The sequence below is a fragment of the Vreelandella sp. 162(4c) genome (assembly GCF_058152265.1).
The window spans coordinates 1,178,849-1,194,005 of sequence record NZ_CM176981.1 but is presented as its reverse complement, the minus strand read 5'-3'; the positions used below and the strand labels follow the sequence as shown (position 1 = coordinate 1,194,005).

At 54.7% G+C, this 15,157-nt stretch carries 14 protein-coding genes and 1 pseudogene; 10 read left to right on the top strand and 5 right to left on the bottom strand.

Annotated features, from left to right (window positions below; translation table 11 throughout):
• Positions 1-15: 15 nt before the first annotated feature.
• Entirely contained in the window at positions 16-1,827 is a 1,812-nt protein-coding gene (locus tag AC4EYZ_RS05395) for a DUF4153 domain-containing protein (RefSeq protein WP_474192308.1), read from the bottom strand.
• Between the two features lie 208 nt (positions 1,828-2,035).
• Here AC4EYZ_RS05395 and AC4EYZ_RS05390 point away from each other — a divergent pair, with 208 nt between their 5' ends.
• The 5 genes from AC4EYZ_RS05390 to AC4EYZ_RS05370 all read left to right on the top strand — a co-directional run bounded on the left by AC4EYZ_RS05390 (position 2,036) and on the right by AC4EYZ_RS05370 (position 5,921).
• Positions 2,036-2,374 (top strand): low molecular weight protein tyrosine phosphatase family protein, encoded by a 339-nt coding sequence (locus AC4EYZ_RS05390; RefSeq protein WP_053857110.1) that lies wholly within the window; start codon positions 2,036-2,038, stop codon positions 2,372-2,374.
• Positions 2,375-2,536: 162 nt separating this feature from the next.
• Positions 2,537-3,130, top strand: coding sequence for a hypothetical protein (locus tag AC4EYZ_RS05385; RefSeq protein ID WP_474192307.1), 594 nt, complete (start codon positions 2,537-2,539; stop codon positions 3,128-3,130).
• A gap of 273 nt (positions 3,131-3,403) precedes the next feature.
• Positions 3,404-3,790, top strand: a complete 387-nt coding sequence (locus AC4EYZ_RS05380; protein WP_490204156.1) for a DUF6559 family protein — start codon at positions 3,404-3,406, stop codon at positions 3,788-3,790.
• A 537-nt stretch (positions 3,791-4,327) separates the two neighbouring features.
• Entirely contained in the window at positions 4,328-5,098 is a 771-nt protein-coding gene (locus tag AC4EYZ_RS05375; protein ID WP_022520581.1) for an aminoglycoside nucleotidyltransferase ANT9, read from the top strand.
• Positions 5,099-5,237: 139 nt separating this feature from the next.
• Positions 5,238-5,921, top strand: coding sequence for a DUF899 domain-containing protein (locus AC4EYZ_RS05370; RefSeq protein WP_053856848.1), 684 nt, complete (start codon positions 5,238-5,240; stop codon positions 5,919-5,921).
• Between the two features lie 126 nt (positions 5,922-6,047).
• On the opposite strand, the gene AC4EYZ_RS05365 is transcribed toward AC4EYZ_RS05370, so the two are convergent.
• Positions 6,048-6,935, bottom strand: a complete 888-nt coding sequence (locus AC4EYZ_RS05365) for a LysR family transcriptional regulator (RefSeq protein ID WP_022520579.1) — start codon at positions 6,933-6,935, stop codon at positions 6,048-6,050.
• 150 nt (positions 6,936-7,085) lie between these two features.
• Between AC4EYZ_RS05365 and AC4EYZ_RS05360 the strand changes: the two genes are divergently transcribed.
• Complete coding sequence (locus AC4EYZ_RS05360) at positions 7,086-8,294, top strand: MFS transporter (RefSeq protein WP_022520578.1); 1,209 nt, start codon at positions 7,086-7,088, stop codon at positions 8,292-8,294.
• A 109-nt stretch (positions 8,295-8,403) separates the two neighbouring features.
• On the opposite strand, the gene AC4EYZ_RS05355 is transcribed toward AC4EYZ_RS05360, so the two are convergent.
• Positions 8,404-9,327 (bottom strand): LysR family transcriptional regulator, encoded by a 924-nt coding sequence (locus AC4EYZ_RS05355; RefSeq protein ID WP_022520577.1) that lies wholly within the window; start codon positions 9,325-9,327, stop codon positions 8,404-8,406.
• Between the two features lie 109 nt (positions 9,328-9,436).
• Here AC4EYZ_RS05355 and AC4EYZ_RS05350 point away from each other — a divergent pair, with 109 nt between their 5' ends.
• Positions 9,437-10,651 (top strand): MFS transporter, encoded by a 1,215-nt coding sequence (locus AC4EYZ_RS05350; protein ID WP_022520576.1) that lies wholly within the window; start codon positions 9,437-9,439, stop codon positions 10,649-10,651.
• A 5-nt stretch (positions 10,652-10,656) separates the two neighbouring features.
• On the top strand, positions 10,657-11,688 hold the full coding sequence (locus tag AC4EYZ_RS05345) for an aldo/keto reductase (RefSeq protein WP_053856846.1): 1,032 nt from the start codon (positions 10,657-10,659) through the stop codon (positions 11,686-11,688).
• Between the two features lie 92 nt (positions 11,689-11,780).
• Here the strand turns inward: AC4EYZ_RS05345 and AC4EYZ_RS05340 are convergent.
• A pseudogene (locus tag AC4EYZ_RS05340) lies at positions 11,781-12,848 on the bottom strand (AGE family epimerase/isomerase).
• A gap of 193 nt (positions 12,849-13,041) precedes the next feature.
• Here AC4EYZ_RS05340 and AC4EYZ_RS05335 point away from each other — a divergent pair.
• Together AC4EYZ_RS05335 and AC4EYZ_RS05330 are read left to right on the top strand one after the other, a co-directional pair.
• Positions 13,042-13,260: a hypothetical protein gene (locus AC4EYZ_RS05335; RefSeq protein ID WP_141224352.1), complete on the top strand. Its 219-nt coding sequence runs from the start codon at positions 13,042-13,044 to the stop codon at positions 13,258-13,260.
• Positions 13,261-13,432: 172 nt separating this feature from the next.
• Complete coding sequence (locus AC4EYZ_RS05330) at positions 13,433-13,603, top strand: hypothetical protein (protein WP_022520572.1); 171 nt, start codon at positions 13,433-13,435, stop codon at positions 13,601-13,603.
• 49 nt (positions 13,604-13,652) lie between these two features.
• On the opposite strand, the gene modF is transcribed toward AC4EYZ_RS05330, so the two are convergent.
• The gene (gene modF / locus AC4EYZ_RS05325) at positions 13,653-15,140 is read right to left on the bottom strand and encodes a molybdate ABC transporter ATP-binding protein ModF (RefSeq protein WP_022520571.1); all 1,488 of its coding nucleotides are present in this window, start codon (positions 15,138-15,140) and stop codon (positions 13,653-13,655) included.
• Between the last annotated feature and the right edge of the window lie 17 nt (positions 15,141-15,157).

Here is a 15,157-nt window from a genome sequence, read left to right as displayed (position 1 = left end):
CGGGGAGCAGCCACCTTAATCAATCCGAACATCGCTTGCCTCTGCGCGGGCTTGTATTTGTTGCCTGACGCTTTCGAGGCTGGGCTGCAAGCTATATAGGCAGATACCACTCTGATAGGCGTTTAACGACCCTGGTATGGGCTGTAAATCGGTTGACGGTTTGGTATGTCGACAGTCGTCAGCATTTTCATCCTGCGCTGCGCCTAACTCAGTCAGCGTGCCTAGATGCTGCCAGCCTGCATTGTGCTCGGTATAGACCTGTCCATGCGAGCTGTAGGACGCGTAGATAAGCCATTGGAACCCTGATCCATTGCTTACCTGCAACGCTTGGCAGGGTTCAACTTGGCTCAGACAGGCTGAGCCCTGCTCAATTAACAAGGCGAGCAGTGGCTCGGGTAGCGTGGCGTCTTCAGGGGTCACGCTAAACTGCTGGGCGACATCATCCAGGTTGTGGGTATCCACTAGTGGATCCTGGTTCCAGCGATTGGTTTGCTTTAGCGAGAGATCAATACGCCGTATCAGCTCAGGTCGCGATTGGGCAAACTCGCTGTCAGCGAGTGCTTGTAATGCCAAACTGCCCGGCTGGCCGAGGTGAAAGCGTAGATAGCGGTAGTCGAAAGCATCCACGGTGGTGCGTCCGTCTATCAACCGCTTGACCTGATGCTGGGCCACCCAGCGGCGCATATCCGCCAGCGGCGTATTAACCACGATCAGCGCCCCGGCCACCAGCAGGGCAAGGCCAATATTGGCGCGCTGCATACTGGGGAGCGCCGCCTGTCTTCGCCAGAGCAGAAGCAGGCTGTAGCTGAAGGTAAACGCTGCCGTCAGTGCCTGCAGCAGTGCCGCCCAGAGCCTATCCAAGCTGAGACCATATTGGTCGATTCGTAGCCAGAGCGCCCAGGCGGCCAGCAGGCTACCTATCGGCAGCAATACGACGGCGAGCATAACGGCGCTGCGTAACCATATAGGATAGGGCAGCTTGTTATCGGTTTGATAGAAAACGGCGTTGAAGAACAGCAGCAGGGTCAACATCAGCGTCATAAGTATTTGCGCGGCTCTGCCGGTATCCCATATCGGCTGCAGGCCGGTCCAGGGCAGCACGGCAAAGAACATCAATAATATTAAAGCAACCAGCGGCAGTAGCGCCTTGATAAGCGCTTCGCACATCAGTCTTACGCTCGCGATAAAACGAAAGCGATTGCGGACCATCACCAGCCCCATGCCAATCACCAGCCAGGTGACTGGATAGAAAAAAGCGGGTGTTTGGAACAATGTTTTGAAAAAGTCTAAGCCAATGGCTGAAAAGAGCGCTGCCCACAAAGATAGCAAGCTCCAAAAAACTCCAATGAATAGGCCTAGTTGGGCGATTGTCAGGGCATGCTCCCATGAGTAATTCAGCATGGGCTGATAGGTTTTTGGCCAAGTGCCACTGGTGGCGCTGCTACGAAAGAACAGCGCAAGAATAAACAAGGCAGTTCCTACGGCCATGCAAAAGGCAAAGGTAAACGGGTGGCCTCTCCACTGCTGCGGCTCGGGCACCTGCTCAACCCAGCCAAGGTGCCAGCCCAGCCAAAACAGTAGGGGAGCCAGCAGCAGCGGTAGGAAGTTGATGCGATCACGCAGTCGCACGATGCTGATCAGATAAAACGCTGGCAAGGCGACTGCGACGGTGTAGAGCGCCTTAAGCCAGCGCTGGTCGGCGACCAGCCAGTACTCATGGTCGATAGCCAAATGCAGCGCATAGAGCGCACAACCCTGTACAAAGGCGAGAAAAATCAAGCCCAGGCTGGTGGCCCGGTCCAGGGTATTTAGGCGATTATCGTCCATGACAGCTCTTCTACGGTTGAGTGGCGGCGTGGGGCCCGTAATTCTTCTAAGTAGCTAACGGGCTCTAAGTAATTAACTAGCACTAAGCAACTATAATAACGTGAGAAAGTTACAAAGGTTGCAAAGTGCAAAGATAGATGGCTCGAAATACTGCTAATTAATTATGCTGTGCTTTAGGCGCGTCGTAAAGCCGGGCCAGAGAGGAGCTTTGAATCTTCTGTTTATATGCAGCGCAAATAGACTCCGCAGTCCGACGGCTGAACATATCTTTTCAGCTTACCCCGGTATTCAAGCAGTCGGAGCTGGGACAAGTTCGAGTGCTAAAACGCCCGTTTCTTGGCGCTTAATTGAGTGGGCTGACATCGTCCTGGTGATGGAAAAGAGTCACCGGGATGAAGTCGCTAAGAAGTACGGGGAGTTACTCAAGGGGAAGAGATTAGTCTGCCTGGATATTCCCGACCACTACGAGCTAATGCAGCCTGAACTCATCACCTTGCTCAAGGAAAGGGTTCCTGAGTATGTGCGGTTGTCGGCAGTCGAAACATAGCGAGGAGCTGGTGCGCCGTAGGATTGATAATAGCGCTGACGAGTCGTTCTCCTCCCATTTCAGGTTTATATGAAATTATACTTATAAAAAACCCTGGTTTTTTAAAGCTCTGGTCAGGTAAAGTTTACTTGGACTGCCATAGACCATAACCAGGAGGGAAGCATGTATCGAGTAGTGATCGTTCTATGTATTTTTTTAGCGGGCTGCACCACAAAACTGTGGGAGCCCAAGCCAGAGAGATTGATGGCCGTTAACGGCTTCTACGTTAATAAAGAAACGAACGACTTAGTGGTCACTACGCGGCGTGAAGCTTTTTTGTTTCCCTCTCAGCAGCAACTTGGCCAGGTGCTGGTGCTTAGCCGAGAAGTTGAGTTTCTTCCCGAATTTAGCGGCTTCTCGCTCTCTAGCTCCAATGTGGTGACCGGCAGCATTAAGCTCACACTGCATGAACAGAACCCTTCAGCCGAACTTGTCAGTCAATTAACCGCATTGGGCTTTACGAAAAACCCCGTCACCGATAGCTTCCACTTGATACGGGAGATTAGAGGCGAGCGATATACCATTGAAGGAAGTTTGCCGCTTGAAAAGCTCGAAAAGGAGTATCAAGTCAGTATGAGCATGCCCAGGGGCCCCATCGATACAGCCGGGCGTGTTATCGCAACGCCTGTTGTCATTACATTTGATGCGGCCGCAACGGTCGTGGCGATTCCTCTCTTCGCACTCTTTGCGGTGTCACAGGGTTTGCTTGGGCCATGAGTAAACAGAGCGTCTTAACGAGCGCACAGGGGACGTTTAAAATCTGTTGCCTATAGAGTCAGACTAATGCCTAGGCTTTTTCTGAAAAGTCGGCGTGCGCAGGCCAGGTAAGGCCACAGCCTATTAAAAAGAATCGGATTCGCGTGCGAATTTACGGGTTGTAAATGAGTACTTTGATTGGACTCGTGCACGAGCCGATTCTTAATAGAGTATGGCCAAGCGTAATAGTTAACCAGAGGTTTCCTGGTATTTATTAAAAAACGGAGGTTAAGGGTGGGGCTACTCGATAACTTTAAGAAGAAGCGTGCTATTAAAAGCTACATAGAGAAATTGCCTAACGTTTTGGTCAACGATTATGGCCGCCAGGAATATTACACACAGCTGCAGGTAAGGCGGAGTATTGAGCGTGCGGGGCTAAATAGCCAGCATCAGCACTACGCGCTGGCGATGTATACCAATCATCCAGAATTTGTCGTTTATCAGAGCGAGCTACATGAAAATTTCAGCTATGAAAAGCTGCGTGAAGAGGTCGACGGTGTCTACTTTTCGGGTAGTACTGAGTTCAACTGTTCAAGCGTAATAGCAGCGTCAGCGAGTTTTGGAGGTGACGCGTCTAGCATCGATTGCTCTGGCGGCGGAGGAGATGGAGGCGGTCAGTGAGCCAGTAATAGCCCATGGCGAGGCTACTTGCATCTGTTTTAGCCAATATGTTAAAGCTGCCAATGCATTGTTCCAGCAAGCCGATAGCCATCTTAAAAGCTAAAGCTGTTTGAAAAGTCGTGTGTGCTGCCGCATCAAGCAGCCAGTGCTGGTCATCACAAAGCCGCCTATAAGCTCAGTCCCGTGGCCGATGAACTTGTCCAGCTTGTTTTTCATTAGGCCACTGTCCTGATGAATTATCTGCTCGTGATGCGTGAGAACATTCCTACTTTGACTATGTAGATTGTGAAGGTTTCGCCGAGATTGTTCACGACTATCAGCGTCGTGGAGTTAATATCTTTTAGAGAATCACTGATAAACCGTGACCGTGGGGCCTGCATGAGTTTGGGATAGTAACACCCGAGGTCATAAGCTTATGTTTGATGAAGATATTGGGCCACCTAAAAACTCAAAAACACTCTCTATCTGGTTCGATTTTTACCATCGCCGCATTTCGTCAGTGTAGGAAACTACATTCCAGCAAAAGTGGTGTGACCCGTGATTCCATATGAAGCACAACAAGCGCAATCCATCGCGGAAGACGTGCTTGGTGAGTCGATTGTGGGTATTTATCTTTTTGGTTCTGCTGTTGCTGGGGGCTTGCAGCGTAACAGCGATGTTGATGTTCTGGTGGCAGTGAGCGACTCACCAACCTGTAAGCAGAGGGAGGCTCTGGTTGCGCAGCTGATGAAGGTCTCTGGCACGATTGGCAATGCACAAGCTACCAGGCCAGTAGAGCTGACGGTCATCACGATCTCTGATGTTGTGCCCTGGCGGTTCCCGCCGCGGGCGGAACTTATATACGGTGAGTGGTTGCGGGATGAGTTCGAGGCAGGGCACATCCCGAAACCAGCCTGTGATCCTGATCTGGCGATTGTGCTGAAAAAGGTGATCGATAACAGCCTGCCGCTATATGGAGTCAACGCCGCTGAGGTGTTTGGGCCAGTGCCAATGGCTGATGTCCAAAGAGCGATTCGTGATTCCTTGCCTACTCTGCTGGCAGAGACAGCAGGCGATGAACGCAATGTGCTCTTAACCTTGTCTCGCATGTGGCTGACTGTAGCAACGGGTGATATTGCTTCAAAAGATGTGGCAGCAGAGTGGGCAAAGGAACAGCTGGCAAAGGAAGATGCGGCTTTATTGGACTACGCTAAGCAAGGCTATCTCGGAAAGGTCGACGACCAATGGCAGGGGAAGCAGGGGGAGTTCCAGGCGCTAATTTGTTCCATGCGGAAATCTATTGAAACGTGCCTTGCCACCCCGCGTTGATAGAAGCGCTGACCCTTACCGAAAGGGAGGCGGCGGCTATGGTGCTACTCAAGCACTGACTCGGCTATTAGTATCAACCCATGAGTTAGATCTTTCTGCGGAGCGAGAACAAACAGGCTTTAAAGAAGAAGGGCCAAATATGCCAACAACTAAACACCCTTTACCGCAAGTTGTCTCACCTGAAGAGTGGGAGGCGGCACTCAACCGATTGCTCATTAAAGAAAAAGAACACACTCGGGCACGCGATGCCTTGAGCGCTGAGCGGCGCAAGCTACCCATGGTGAAAATGGAAAAGCCTTATGTCTTCCAGGGTGATGAGGGCAGCGTGTCATTCCGCGACTTGTTCGCTGGGCAACGTCAACTGATTGTTTACCATTTCATGTTTGCCCCCGATTGGAAGGCGGGGTGTGATGGGTGCTCGTGGGTGGCCGATGCCATGACGCACCCGGCCCACCTCCATGCACGTGACACTTCGCTGGTCATGGTGTCACGCGCTCCGCTAGAGAAAATCAATCAATATAAGACGCGCATGGGCTGGACGATTCCCTGGTACTCCTCTTACGGAAGCGACTTCAACGAGGATGTCGGCGCAACGACAGAGGAGGGCGAAAGGCATGGCGCGAGTGTCTTCCTCCGCGATGGAAACGACATTTATCGTACCTACTTTACCGGTGCCCGTGGCGTCGAATATTTAGGTAGCCACTGGACATACCTGGATTTGACGCCGTTTGGTCGCCAGGAAACCTGGGAGGACTCACCGGAAGGTTGGCCACAGACGAAGCCGTATGTGTGGAACCGCCGCCACGACGAGTATGACGGCTGAAACTCATATGTGAGCTAAACAACCATTGAAGTGAGGCGTTTTTTTGCAGATTGTGCATGCGTTTCAAAGGCCGTTCTGCTTCAGTCTGATCACCTCGGTTTGCAATCTTATAAGGAACCGAAAAAGCTAAGCCTTAAAAAGCTCTTCAACCATAAAATCAATAAATACCCGTAGCTTGGGGGCCAAGTGTTTGCTGGAGGGCCATAGCATGCGAAATGTTCCTTGATGCTCGATATGCTCATTCAGGACAGTAACCAGCTCTCCCTTGCTGATAGCTTCTCTCACCATAAAGTCCGGTAGGCACGCGATGCCCAGTCCTGCACGGGCCACTGCGATTAACGCTTCAGAGGTGTTGCACACCATGGCTGTATTTAGCGTGGGAGTTGTTTCGTTGCCAACTGCCCGAAGCGGCCAAGCCTCATATTTACCGGTACTGGGAAACTTGTGCTGCAAACAAGCATGATCGACCAAGTCAGCGGGTGTTTGTGGGTGACCGTGCTTGGATAGATACTCCGGTGAGGCCACAAGCACCAGGCTATAGTTCCCAAGTGGGCGTGACATCAAACGAGAATCTGCTGGCTCTCCGGTGCGAATAACGGCATCGAACCCTTCCTCGATTACATCTACCATCCGGTCTGAAAAATCCACATCTAGCTCGATCAAAGGATAACGATGCATAAAGGAAGTCAGCACTGGCATCACAAGCTGCCCAACGAGTGGAAAACTCACCCGAAGTTTGCCCTTGGGCTCCGTATGTATCTCTGACAACTCCAGTTCTGCTGCTTCCACCTCGCTTAATATACGACGGCAGCGCTCAAGAAAGAGTACTCCCTCCGCCGTCAACGTGATACTGCGAGTGCTTCGATGAAGTAAACGAACACCCAGGCGAGCTTCCAGTCGGGCTACGCTTTTTCCTACTGCTGAAGAAGACACGCCCAGGTTTCGCCCAGCTGCAGAGAAGCTACGGGTTTCAGCCGCCTGTACGAAGTACTCAATGCCGCTTAATACATCCATATTTTTCCATTAAGGAATTTTGTTCCGATATATTCGGAAAATTAGCATTATTCTCCTAATTGCTCAATATGCCTAATGTGAGTGCCTATTCTCACATGCGGCAGGTAAGCGTGCTTTAGCACCTGAACCTTCGCTTTAGACGGGGCAATAATGATGTCTACATCGGAAATGAGTAACTTAGATCGGGAGAGAAGCGAAACCGAACAATCGGATCGACTGCCCATTACGGCTTTGCTCGCACTTGCATTAGCGGGTTTCGTGACTATCTTGACCGAGGCTTTGCCAGCGGGCCTGTTGCCCCAGATCGGAGCAGGACTGGAGGTTTCAGAATCTCTTGCGGGACAACTTGTTACCCTCTATGCCATCGGCTCCTTAGTAGCCGCTATTCCATTGATGGCAGCCACGCAGGGGGTGCGGCGTAGGCCCTTATTGCTGGCCGCTATCGTGGGCTTTGCTATCGCCAATACGATCACGACGCTTTCAACGAGCTATATCTTGACGATGATGGCCCGATTTCTCGCTGGTGTAGCAGCAGGCCTATTGTGGGCTCTATTGGCAGGCTATGCCGCTCGAATGGTGCCAGAGCATTTAAAAGGGCGCGCTATTGCTATTGCGATGGTGGGAACACCATTGGCACTCTCTTTGGGTGTCCCGGCTGGCACGTTTCTAGGCACACTGATGGGGTGGCGCGCTTGCTTTGGAATAATGACGCTTATGGCGCTGATCCTGATCGTGTGGGTTCATATAAAGGTGCCTGACTTCGCGGGTCAATCCGTTGGTAAGCGGCTAACGCTTAGGCAGGTATTCACCCTTCCAGGTATTCGTCCGGTGCTATTTGTAGTACTGGCCTTCGTGCTCGCGCATAACATCCTTTACACCTATATCGCTCCTTTTTTGGCTGATGCTAATCTGGCTGAGCGAACCGATCTGGTCTTGCTGGTATTCGGTATTGCTGCGTTGGTCGGCATTTGGGTCATTGGCGTGTTGATTGATCGCTATCTTCGTGTAATGACGCTCGCCAGCACCTCCCTGTTCGGGGTAGCGGCACTGATGCTTGGTATCGCAGGTGATATGCCTGTTGCCATTTATGTAGCTGTCGGCGCCTGGGGACTCGCATTTGGGGGAGCTGCCACGCTGTTCCAAACAGCTCTCGCCAAGGCGGCTGGAGAAGCGGCAGACGTTGCGCAATCGATGCTGGTTACTGTCTGGAACTTGGCTATCGCTGGCGGTGGTGTCATCGGCGGCGTGCTTTTGGATCGCTTTGGTGCTGGTGCTTTCCCGCCCGCGCTCTTGGTGTTACTGACGGCAACTCTGTTGGCTGTCTGGGCCGCTCGAAAGCATGGTTTTCCAGTTTCGTAGCGTTAAACAGGACGACCGCTGGGTGAAAACTTTTTGATAGGCAAGATTGGTGAAAAGCACTGGTCGGCTCACATCGATGGATCCATCTCGATCTAGATGCAATTGACACTTACTGATCTTCCCGCCGCAACGCCCAGACAGGATGTTCAGCGAGCCGCTCTCCCAGAAACGCCACAAACGCCCGCACCCGAGGTGGCACCAACTGGCGCTGGGGCATCACCGCGTAGATGCTGGTTTCCGTTAACCGGTAATCCGGCAATACCACGCTCAATTGACCGCTGTGCAGGTATTCGTGGATGTGCCACACCGAGTGCTGTGCGATGCCCAGGCCGCCGAGTACCGCCTCGGTGAGCATTTCACCCTGATTGCTGCGTATGCGGCCGCCTATTTGTATCGCCTCGCTTTGCCCCTGGTTGTCGGTGAGGTGCCAGATATCCTGCCGACGCCGACTGCTGGAAAGTACCAGGCATTGGTGATCAGCCAGTTCGCCGGGGCGTTGCGGGGTGCCGTGGCGTTTCAGGTAGTCGGGAGAGGCGCACAGTACCCGCTCGTCGTCGGCCAGGCGTCGCGCCACCAAACTGGAATCTTCCAGAATGCCGATGCGAATGCCCAGATCGTAGCCCTCGCCCACCAGATCCACTACCTGGTCAGTCAGGCCGACACACAGATCCAGCCGGGGATAACGGTTAAGGAACTCGGGCAACAGCGGTGAAATGTACTGACGCCCGAAGGAGTGGGGCAGGGTGACGCGCAGGGTGCCGGTGACGTTGTCGGCGCTGCCGCGTAGATCCTGGGTGAGTGCTTCCAGCCCCTCCACCAACTCGCGGCCTTGTTCCGCCAGCGCGAGCCCCTCTGGGGTGGGGTGGAGGCGACGGGTTGTGCGGTGCAACAGCCGGACATTGAGGCCCTTTTCCAACCGCTGCAGACGTTGGCTGGCCACGGCCACCGAGAGGTCAAGGCTGCGGGCGGCGGCGCTGATCGTACCCAGATCCACCACGCGCAGAAAGAGAGCGATGTCGCTTAGACGATCCATGATGGCCTCATTGTCAATAAAATATTGAAAGTCATTAAAGATCCTAAAGGTATCAAGGAGGGTGATGCAGGTCTAGCATTCGTCTCATCATTCCCTGATGGACGTTTTGATGATGGCTTCAACCTCTTCGCGCCCGATCCCCTGGGCGCTCTACGCTTTGACCATTGGTGCCTTCGGCATCGGCACCACCGAGTTCGTGATCATGGGGGTGCTGGAGCAAGTGGCCGCCGATCTGGATGTAAGTATCCGCCAAGCGGGCCTGCTGATCTCCGGATATGCCTTGGGTGTGTTCGTGGGCGCGCCGTTGCTCACCATTGCCAGTGCCCGCTGGCCTCGCAAGAAGGTGCTGGTGGCGTTGATGGTTATTTTTACCCTCGGCAACCTGGCCTGTGCGCTGGCTCCGAACTACTCGATGCTGATGGTTGCCCGGGTGGTGACCTCCCTAGCACACGGCACTTTTTTCGGCGTCGGTTCGGTGGTCGCCACTGGCCTGGTGGCGCCGGACAAACGGGCCAGTGCCATCGCCACGATGTTCACCGGCTTGACCGTGGCGACGCTGCTGGGCGTGCCCGCTGGCGCTTGGCTGGGGCACGAATATGGCTGGCGCACCACCTTCTGGGCAATCACCGGTGTGGGCGTACTGGCGACCCTGGTGATCGCCCTCATGGTGCCTCGCGACAGCGGTGACGGAGAGGTATTGGGTTGGCAAAAGAGTCTGGCGTCGATCGGTCGACCCACGGTGTTGCTGGGGTTGCTGATGACAGCGCTTGGCATCGCCGGGGTGTTCACCGTGTTTACCTACATCCAGCCGATGCTGACCGGCATCGCCGGTTTCTCCCAGGATGCGGTGTCGCTGATTCTGCTGGTATTCGGCGTTGGCATGATCGTCGGTAACCTGCTCGGCGGGCGTCTCGCGGATCGGGGGCTGGCACCGGCCCTGATTATCACATTGGCAGTGCTGGCGGCGGTGCTGGGCCTGTTTCCTTTTGCGCTCGGCTATCAGTGGACAACGGTGGTCTTCGTCGGCCTGCTGGGCATGGCCGGTTTCGCTACGGTGGCGCCCTTGCAACTGTGGGTACTTAACCGGGCGGAAGGCGCGGCCAGCCTGGCGTCCAGCTTCAATATCGGTGCGTTCAATCTGGGTAATGCCATTGGTGCGGGCTTGGGCGGTGTGGTGATCGAGCGCAGCGGCAGCTTTACCGCCGTGCCTGGCGCCGCCGCACTGGTTGCTCTTACCGGACTGGCGGTGGCCGTCTGGGCAATCAAGCGTGAGCATGGCGAGTCCATTGGGCCCGCCCCGGCAATTTACTGCGAACAGGAGTGAGTGTGATGGAATATCGTTATCTAGGGCGATCTGGTTTCAAGGTGCCTGCATTGGGGTTTGGAGCTGGCACCTTTGGTGGCAAGGGACCGCTGTTCAGTGCCTGGGGTAATACCGACGTTGAGCAAGCGAAGCGGCTGATCGATATATGTCTGGACGCTGGGGTCAATCTGTTCGACTCCGCTGATGTTTATTCCGACGGTGCTTCGGAAGCGATCCTTGGTGCGGCGATCAAAGGCCGTCGTGACCGGGTGATCGTGTCCACGAAGCTGTCACTACGCAGCGGGGAGGACGCCAATGACGTGGGCAGCTCTCGACACCACTTGATCCGCGCCACCGAGCGCGCACTAAAAAGGCTGGGAACCGATTATATCGATGTGCTGCAACTACATCACTTCGATGCCATGACTCCGGTGGAGGACGTGATGTCCGCACTGGATGACCTAGTACGGGCTGGCAAGGTGCGCTATCTCGGGGCCTCCAATTTCTCTGGTTGGCAGTTGATGAAGTCCCAGAGCGTTGCCGAGCGTTATGGCTATGCGCGCTTCGTGGCGAACCAGACGTATTACTCCCTGGTGGGCAGAGATTACGAGTGGGAGCTGATGCCGTTGGGGCAGGATCAAGGCCTGGGCGCTCTGGTGTGGAGCCCGCTGGGCTGGGGGCGTCTGACCGGTAAGATTCGTCGCGGCCAACCACTGCCCGCCGGGAGCCGTCTTCACGAGACCGAAGGGTTCGCGCCGCCGGTGCCGAACGAAAGACTGTACCGGGTACTGGACGTGCTATTCGAGATCGCTGACGAAGTCGGCAAGAGCGTGCCCCAGGTGGCGATTAACTGGTTGCTGCGCCGTCCGACGGTGTCATCGGTTTTGATGGGTGCCCGGGACGAAACCCAGTTACGGCAGAATCTCGGTGCGGTTGGCTGGCGCCTTGATGAATCTCAAGTTGCACGATTAGACGCGGCGAGCGCGGTAACGCCACCTTACCCCTATTATCCCTATTGGAACGGCCAGTTTACCGAGCGTAATCCACCCCTGGTATGACTGAAATAAACTGAAAAAGCCGGGCCCACGACAGGCACGGCGACTGAGGGGGGACCACCTCGGGTGAACGTTGCACTATTTATTACAACCAGCTACAACCGGTGGACGGTTAACGCTAGGTTGGGGGCTAAGGGCAACCGTGGCAGCAAGGTGGACTGGTAGGCATGGTAGAGATCGGGTTTGACGTCGCCTTCGGCGGGGTCGATCTGCAACTCACCGCTGAGCTCCTGGTACCAGCCGCCCCGTTTACGATCGATAAAGAGGGTGTCGATCGCATCCCAGAGTTGCCGATACCAGTGCTCGTAGTGGGCCTCGCCGGTGCGCTGTAGGAACGCGGCCGCCGCGCCCGCCGCCTCGGCGTGGGTCCAGTGGCGTCGCCGCAGGGAGTGCGGGTTACCCTCCCAATCGACGGTATATACCAGCCCCGGGGCGCCGTCGGTATTCCAGCCGTCGCGCAGGCTGGCGTCAAATAGCGCCGCAGCGTCGGTGAACAGCTAGGCAGGAACCGTTCGGCCGCGGGATTGCAGCGATGCTTCCAGGTGCAGCATCAAACGCGACCACTCAAAGCCGTGCCCCGGCGTAGCGCCATAGGGGGAGAAGCCGTCGTCGGGGCAGTCGGCGTTGTGTTCCGGCCACTCCGACCAGTCGCCGTGAAAATGCTCGATGATGCGGTATTCCCGGGGAGCCGCGTGGCGGTGAATCAGTCGTTCGACGATGGCCAGCGCCCGATCAAGCCACAGCGGTTCGTCGCGCACATCGGCTAGCGCCAAGCACAGCTCTACGCCGTGCATGTTGCTGTTACCGCCGCGGTAGTCGCTCAGTTCGCTCCAGTCCTGACTGAAACTCTCGACGAAAGCTTGCTCATCCATCGACCAGAAGCGGGTGTCGATCACCCCAATGGCCTCTTCGAGCAGAGCAGCCGCGCCGGGAATATCGGCGTGGGTCGCAGTGGCAGCGCCGAGGGCGACGAAGTGATGGATATAGCACTGCTTGGTGCGGTCGTCGCTGGTGGCGGGGTCGGCGCCGAACCAGCCGCCGTGTTGCTCGTCGTGCAGCTTACCTTCCAACGCGCGAATAGCATGCTCGGCCAGCGCGGCAGCGCCCGGCACGCCCTGTAGCGCTGCTAAGGCACAACTATGTGCCATGCGCGCGGTAAGCATGGTGTCGGCCACGGCGTCGTCGGGTATGCGCCCGTCACCATCGAGCGGTGCGAAGCCGCCGGAGTCCAGACGCTCCTGGCGGTGGAACTCAAACAGCGCGAGCCCTTCGCGGGTCAGCCAGAAGGGTGGGTGGCGCTATCGAGCCAGCGCCGGGGCTTTTGATCGGTGTCATGGGGCTTTGTGCCGTGGTTCATTGCATCCATATCTTTATGTGATCAAGAGGGCGCTCGCCTCAGCCATTGACGATGGTGCCACCGTTGGGGTGGATCGTTTGGCCGCTGACGAAGGCGGCCTTGCTACCGGGCAGTGTCTGCGACTGGGCGTGGATCCTGAGCTTGCTAACAATATTCACCTCCGTGTGATGCGTGAAGGCACGGCAACAGGCTGCGCCTGCATCCAACGTAGACCTTGATCTATATCATCACAAGGTCGATGATCTCTTGAAGGCTATGCGCGTTGCGTCGCTCAGGCGTGCGGATCGAAAGTAACTGTTCGCTTTGAGACTGATTAACTCCAAAACCTAACAAGCCTGTTGAGCGGCATTAGTCGCCCAAGTCCTAATTATTACTTACTGGATATGTTTCATGGCGAAGAAAGTAGTTATGTTTGAATACGAGAAAGAAACCAAAAACAGCGTTCGCTATAAAGAAGTGCCTGATGAAGGAACGGCGCCTATCGTGGGCACTCTGTATGTTCAGAAATGGTTTGCTGGCGATAGCAAATCGATTGAGGTAACGATAGACAAAAAAGACTAGCTGGCTGGCCATTTTTCAGTATAGTTACTGATCTTAACTATTTGAAAAATTAGTTATTTTTCTCCAGCCCTAAATAATGCTCTATGCCTGTTATCTGGTCTTCCGCGTGGTGGTTAACGTAGAGCACGGTGGTTTCTGAGCCTTGGCAGATTTTTTCGATCAGGGCGAGGACGAGCTGGCGGTTTATGTCGTCCAGGCCAAGGCAAGGTTCATCTAGAATCAACAGGGGCGGATGTTTGACCATGGCGCGGGCAATGAGTAGCAGGCGCTGGTCGCCGTACGAGAGTTTGTTAAACGGCTGGTCGGCGCGGTCTTGCATGCCGAGTAGTTCGAGCCATTGGTCGGCAATTTTTTTCTGGCTGTCAGTGGGCTTGGTGTACATGCCGATGCTGTCGTAGAAACCGGAAATAATCACGTTTTTGCAGCTGGTGCTAACCCGGTATTCCCACTGCAGGTTAGTGGATACATAGCCGATAAACTGTTTAATCTGCCAGATGCTTTCGCCGTTACCGCGCTGGAAACCAAACACGAAAATATCGTTGGTATAGCACTGCGGATGATCGCCGGTGATCAACGATAAAACGCAGGTTTTGCCGCTACCGTTAGGGCCGCTCAGTTGCCAATGCTGGCCCCGTTCTATCGTCCAATCGAGCTTATCGACAATCACGGTGTCGCCGTATTGGATGGTCGCTTGCGTTAGTTTTACTAATGGCTGGCTCGGGTCGAGAGCGGGTAGCTTATTGGTGGGGTCGGCCTCCGGCACGCTTAGGTCGGTGGTTTTCAAATGCAGTAATTGGTAGAGCTCATTAAAGGCGGCGTCATCTTGACGGTCTACCGTGAGCTTCAAGCGGCCTTTGTCGCCACTCTGTTTATCCCCACGCTCTTTGTCTAGATAGGCCACATGGGTGATGAAGTCCGGCATTTCATCAAAGCGATTCAATACCATGACCATGGGAACGGTGTCGATGATAGAGGCTAGATGTGCTTGCAGCATGGCGAGGGTATCGACATCCAAGCCATCGAAGGGCTCGTCTAAAATAAGTAAATCAGGCTTGTTGGCCAGCGCGCGAATCAGCATGACTTTGCGGGTTTCACCGGTGGAAAGTTTACGAAACGCGCGATCGAGCAGTTTCCCTAGGCCAAATTTCTCGACCAAGGATTGGGCAAGTTCAGTGTCTTGGCAGTGGTCGAAAATCATTTCACTGACGGGAGTACCGAGTGAAATGACGTCCATAATGTCGGCGTCGTCTTTTTTCAACTCTTGGGCGATGAGCTCTGCCTGGGCTTCAAAAGAGACGATTTCCACGTTGTTGGGAAGGCCTTGAATGCTTCCGCTCTGGATGTCACCAATGCCCGCGAGCGCAGCAGCAAGGGCGGATTTACCTGCGCCATTGGGGCCAGTGATAACCCAATGCTGTTCTGGCGTAATGGTCCAATCAATCTCGCTTAGTGTGAAACGATCATCAAAGCTAACCGTCGCTTTTGTTAGGCGGATATGGTTTTGGTGAATATCGTCTAGGCGGGTTAACGAATCCATTACTCTCTTCCTTACGC

What these genes read in the sequence shown, in the direction of transcription:
- AC4EYZ_RS05370 (WP_053856848.1), top strand. Translation starts at nt 5,238, where the DNA reads ATGCCAACAACTAAACACCCTTTACCGCAAGTTGTCTCACCTGAAGAG.
- AC4EYZ_RS05395 (WP_474192308.1), bottom strand. Translation starts at nt 1,827, where the DNA reads ATGGACGATAATCGCCTAAATACCCTGGACCGGGCCACCAGCCTGGGC.
- AC4EYZ_RS05385 (WP_474192307.1), top strand. Translation starts at nt 2,537, where the DNA reads ATGTATCGAGTAGTGATCGTTCTATGTATTTTTTTAGCGGGCTGCACC.
- AC4EYZ_RS05360 (WP_022520578.1), top strand. Translation starts at nt 7,086, where the DNA reads ATGATGTCTACATCGGAAATGAGTAACTTAGATCGGGAGAGAAGCGAA.
- AC4EYZ_RS05345 (WP_053856846.1), top strand. Translation starts at nt 10,657, where the DNA reads ATGGAATATCGTTATCTAGGGCGATCTGGTTTCAAGGTGCCTGCATTG.
- modF (WP_022520571.1), bottom strand. Translation starts at nt 15,140, where the DNA reads ATGGATTCGTTAACCCGCCTAGACGATATTCACCAAAACCATATCCGC.
- AC4EYZ_RS05330 (WP_022520572.1), top strand. Translation starts at nt 13,433, where the DNA reads ATGGCGAAGAAAGTAGTTATGTTTGAATACGAGAAAGAAACCAAAAAC.
- AC4EYZ_RS05355 (WP_022520577.1), bottom strand. Translation starts at nt 9,327, where the DNA reads ATGGATCGTCTAAGCGACATCGCTCTCTTTCTGCGCGTGGTGGATCTG.
- AC4EYZ_RS05365 (WP_022520579.1), bottom strand. Translation starts at nt 6,935, where the DNA reads ATGGATGTATTAAGCGGCATTGAGTACTTCGTACAGGCGGCTGAAACC.
- AC4EYZ_RS05350 (WP_022520576.1), top strand. Translation starts at nt 9,437, where the DNA reads ATGATGGCTTCAACCTCTTCGCGCCCGATCCCCTGGGCGCTCTACGCT.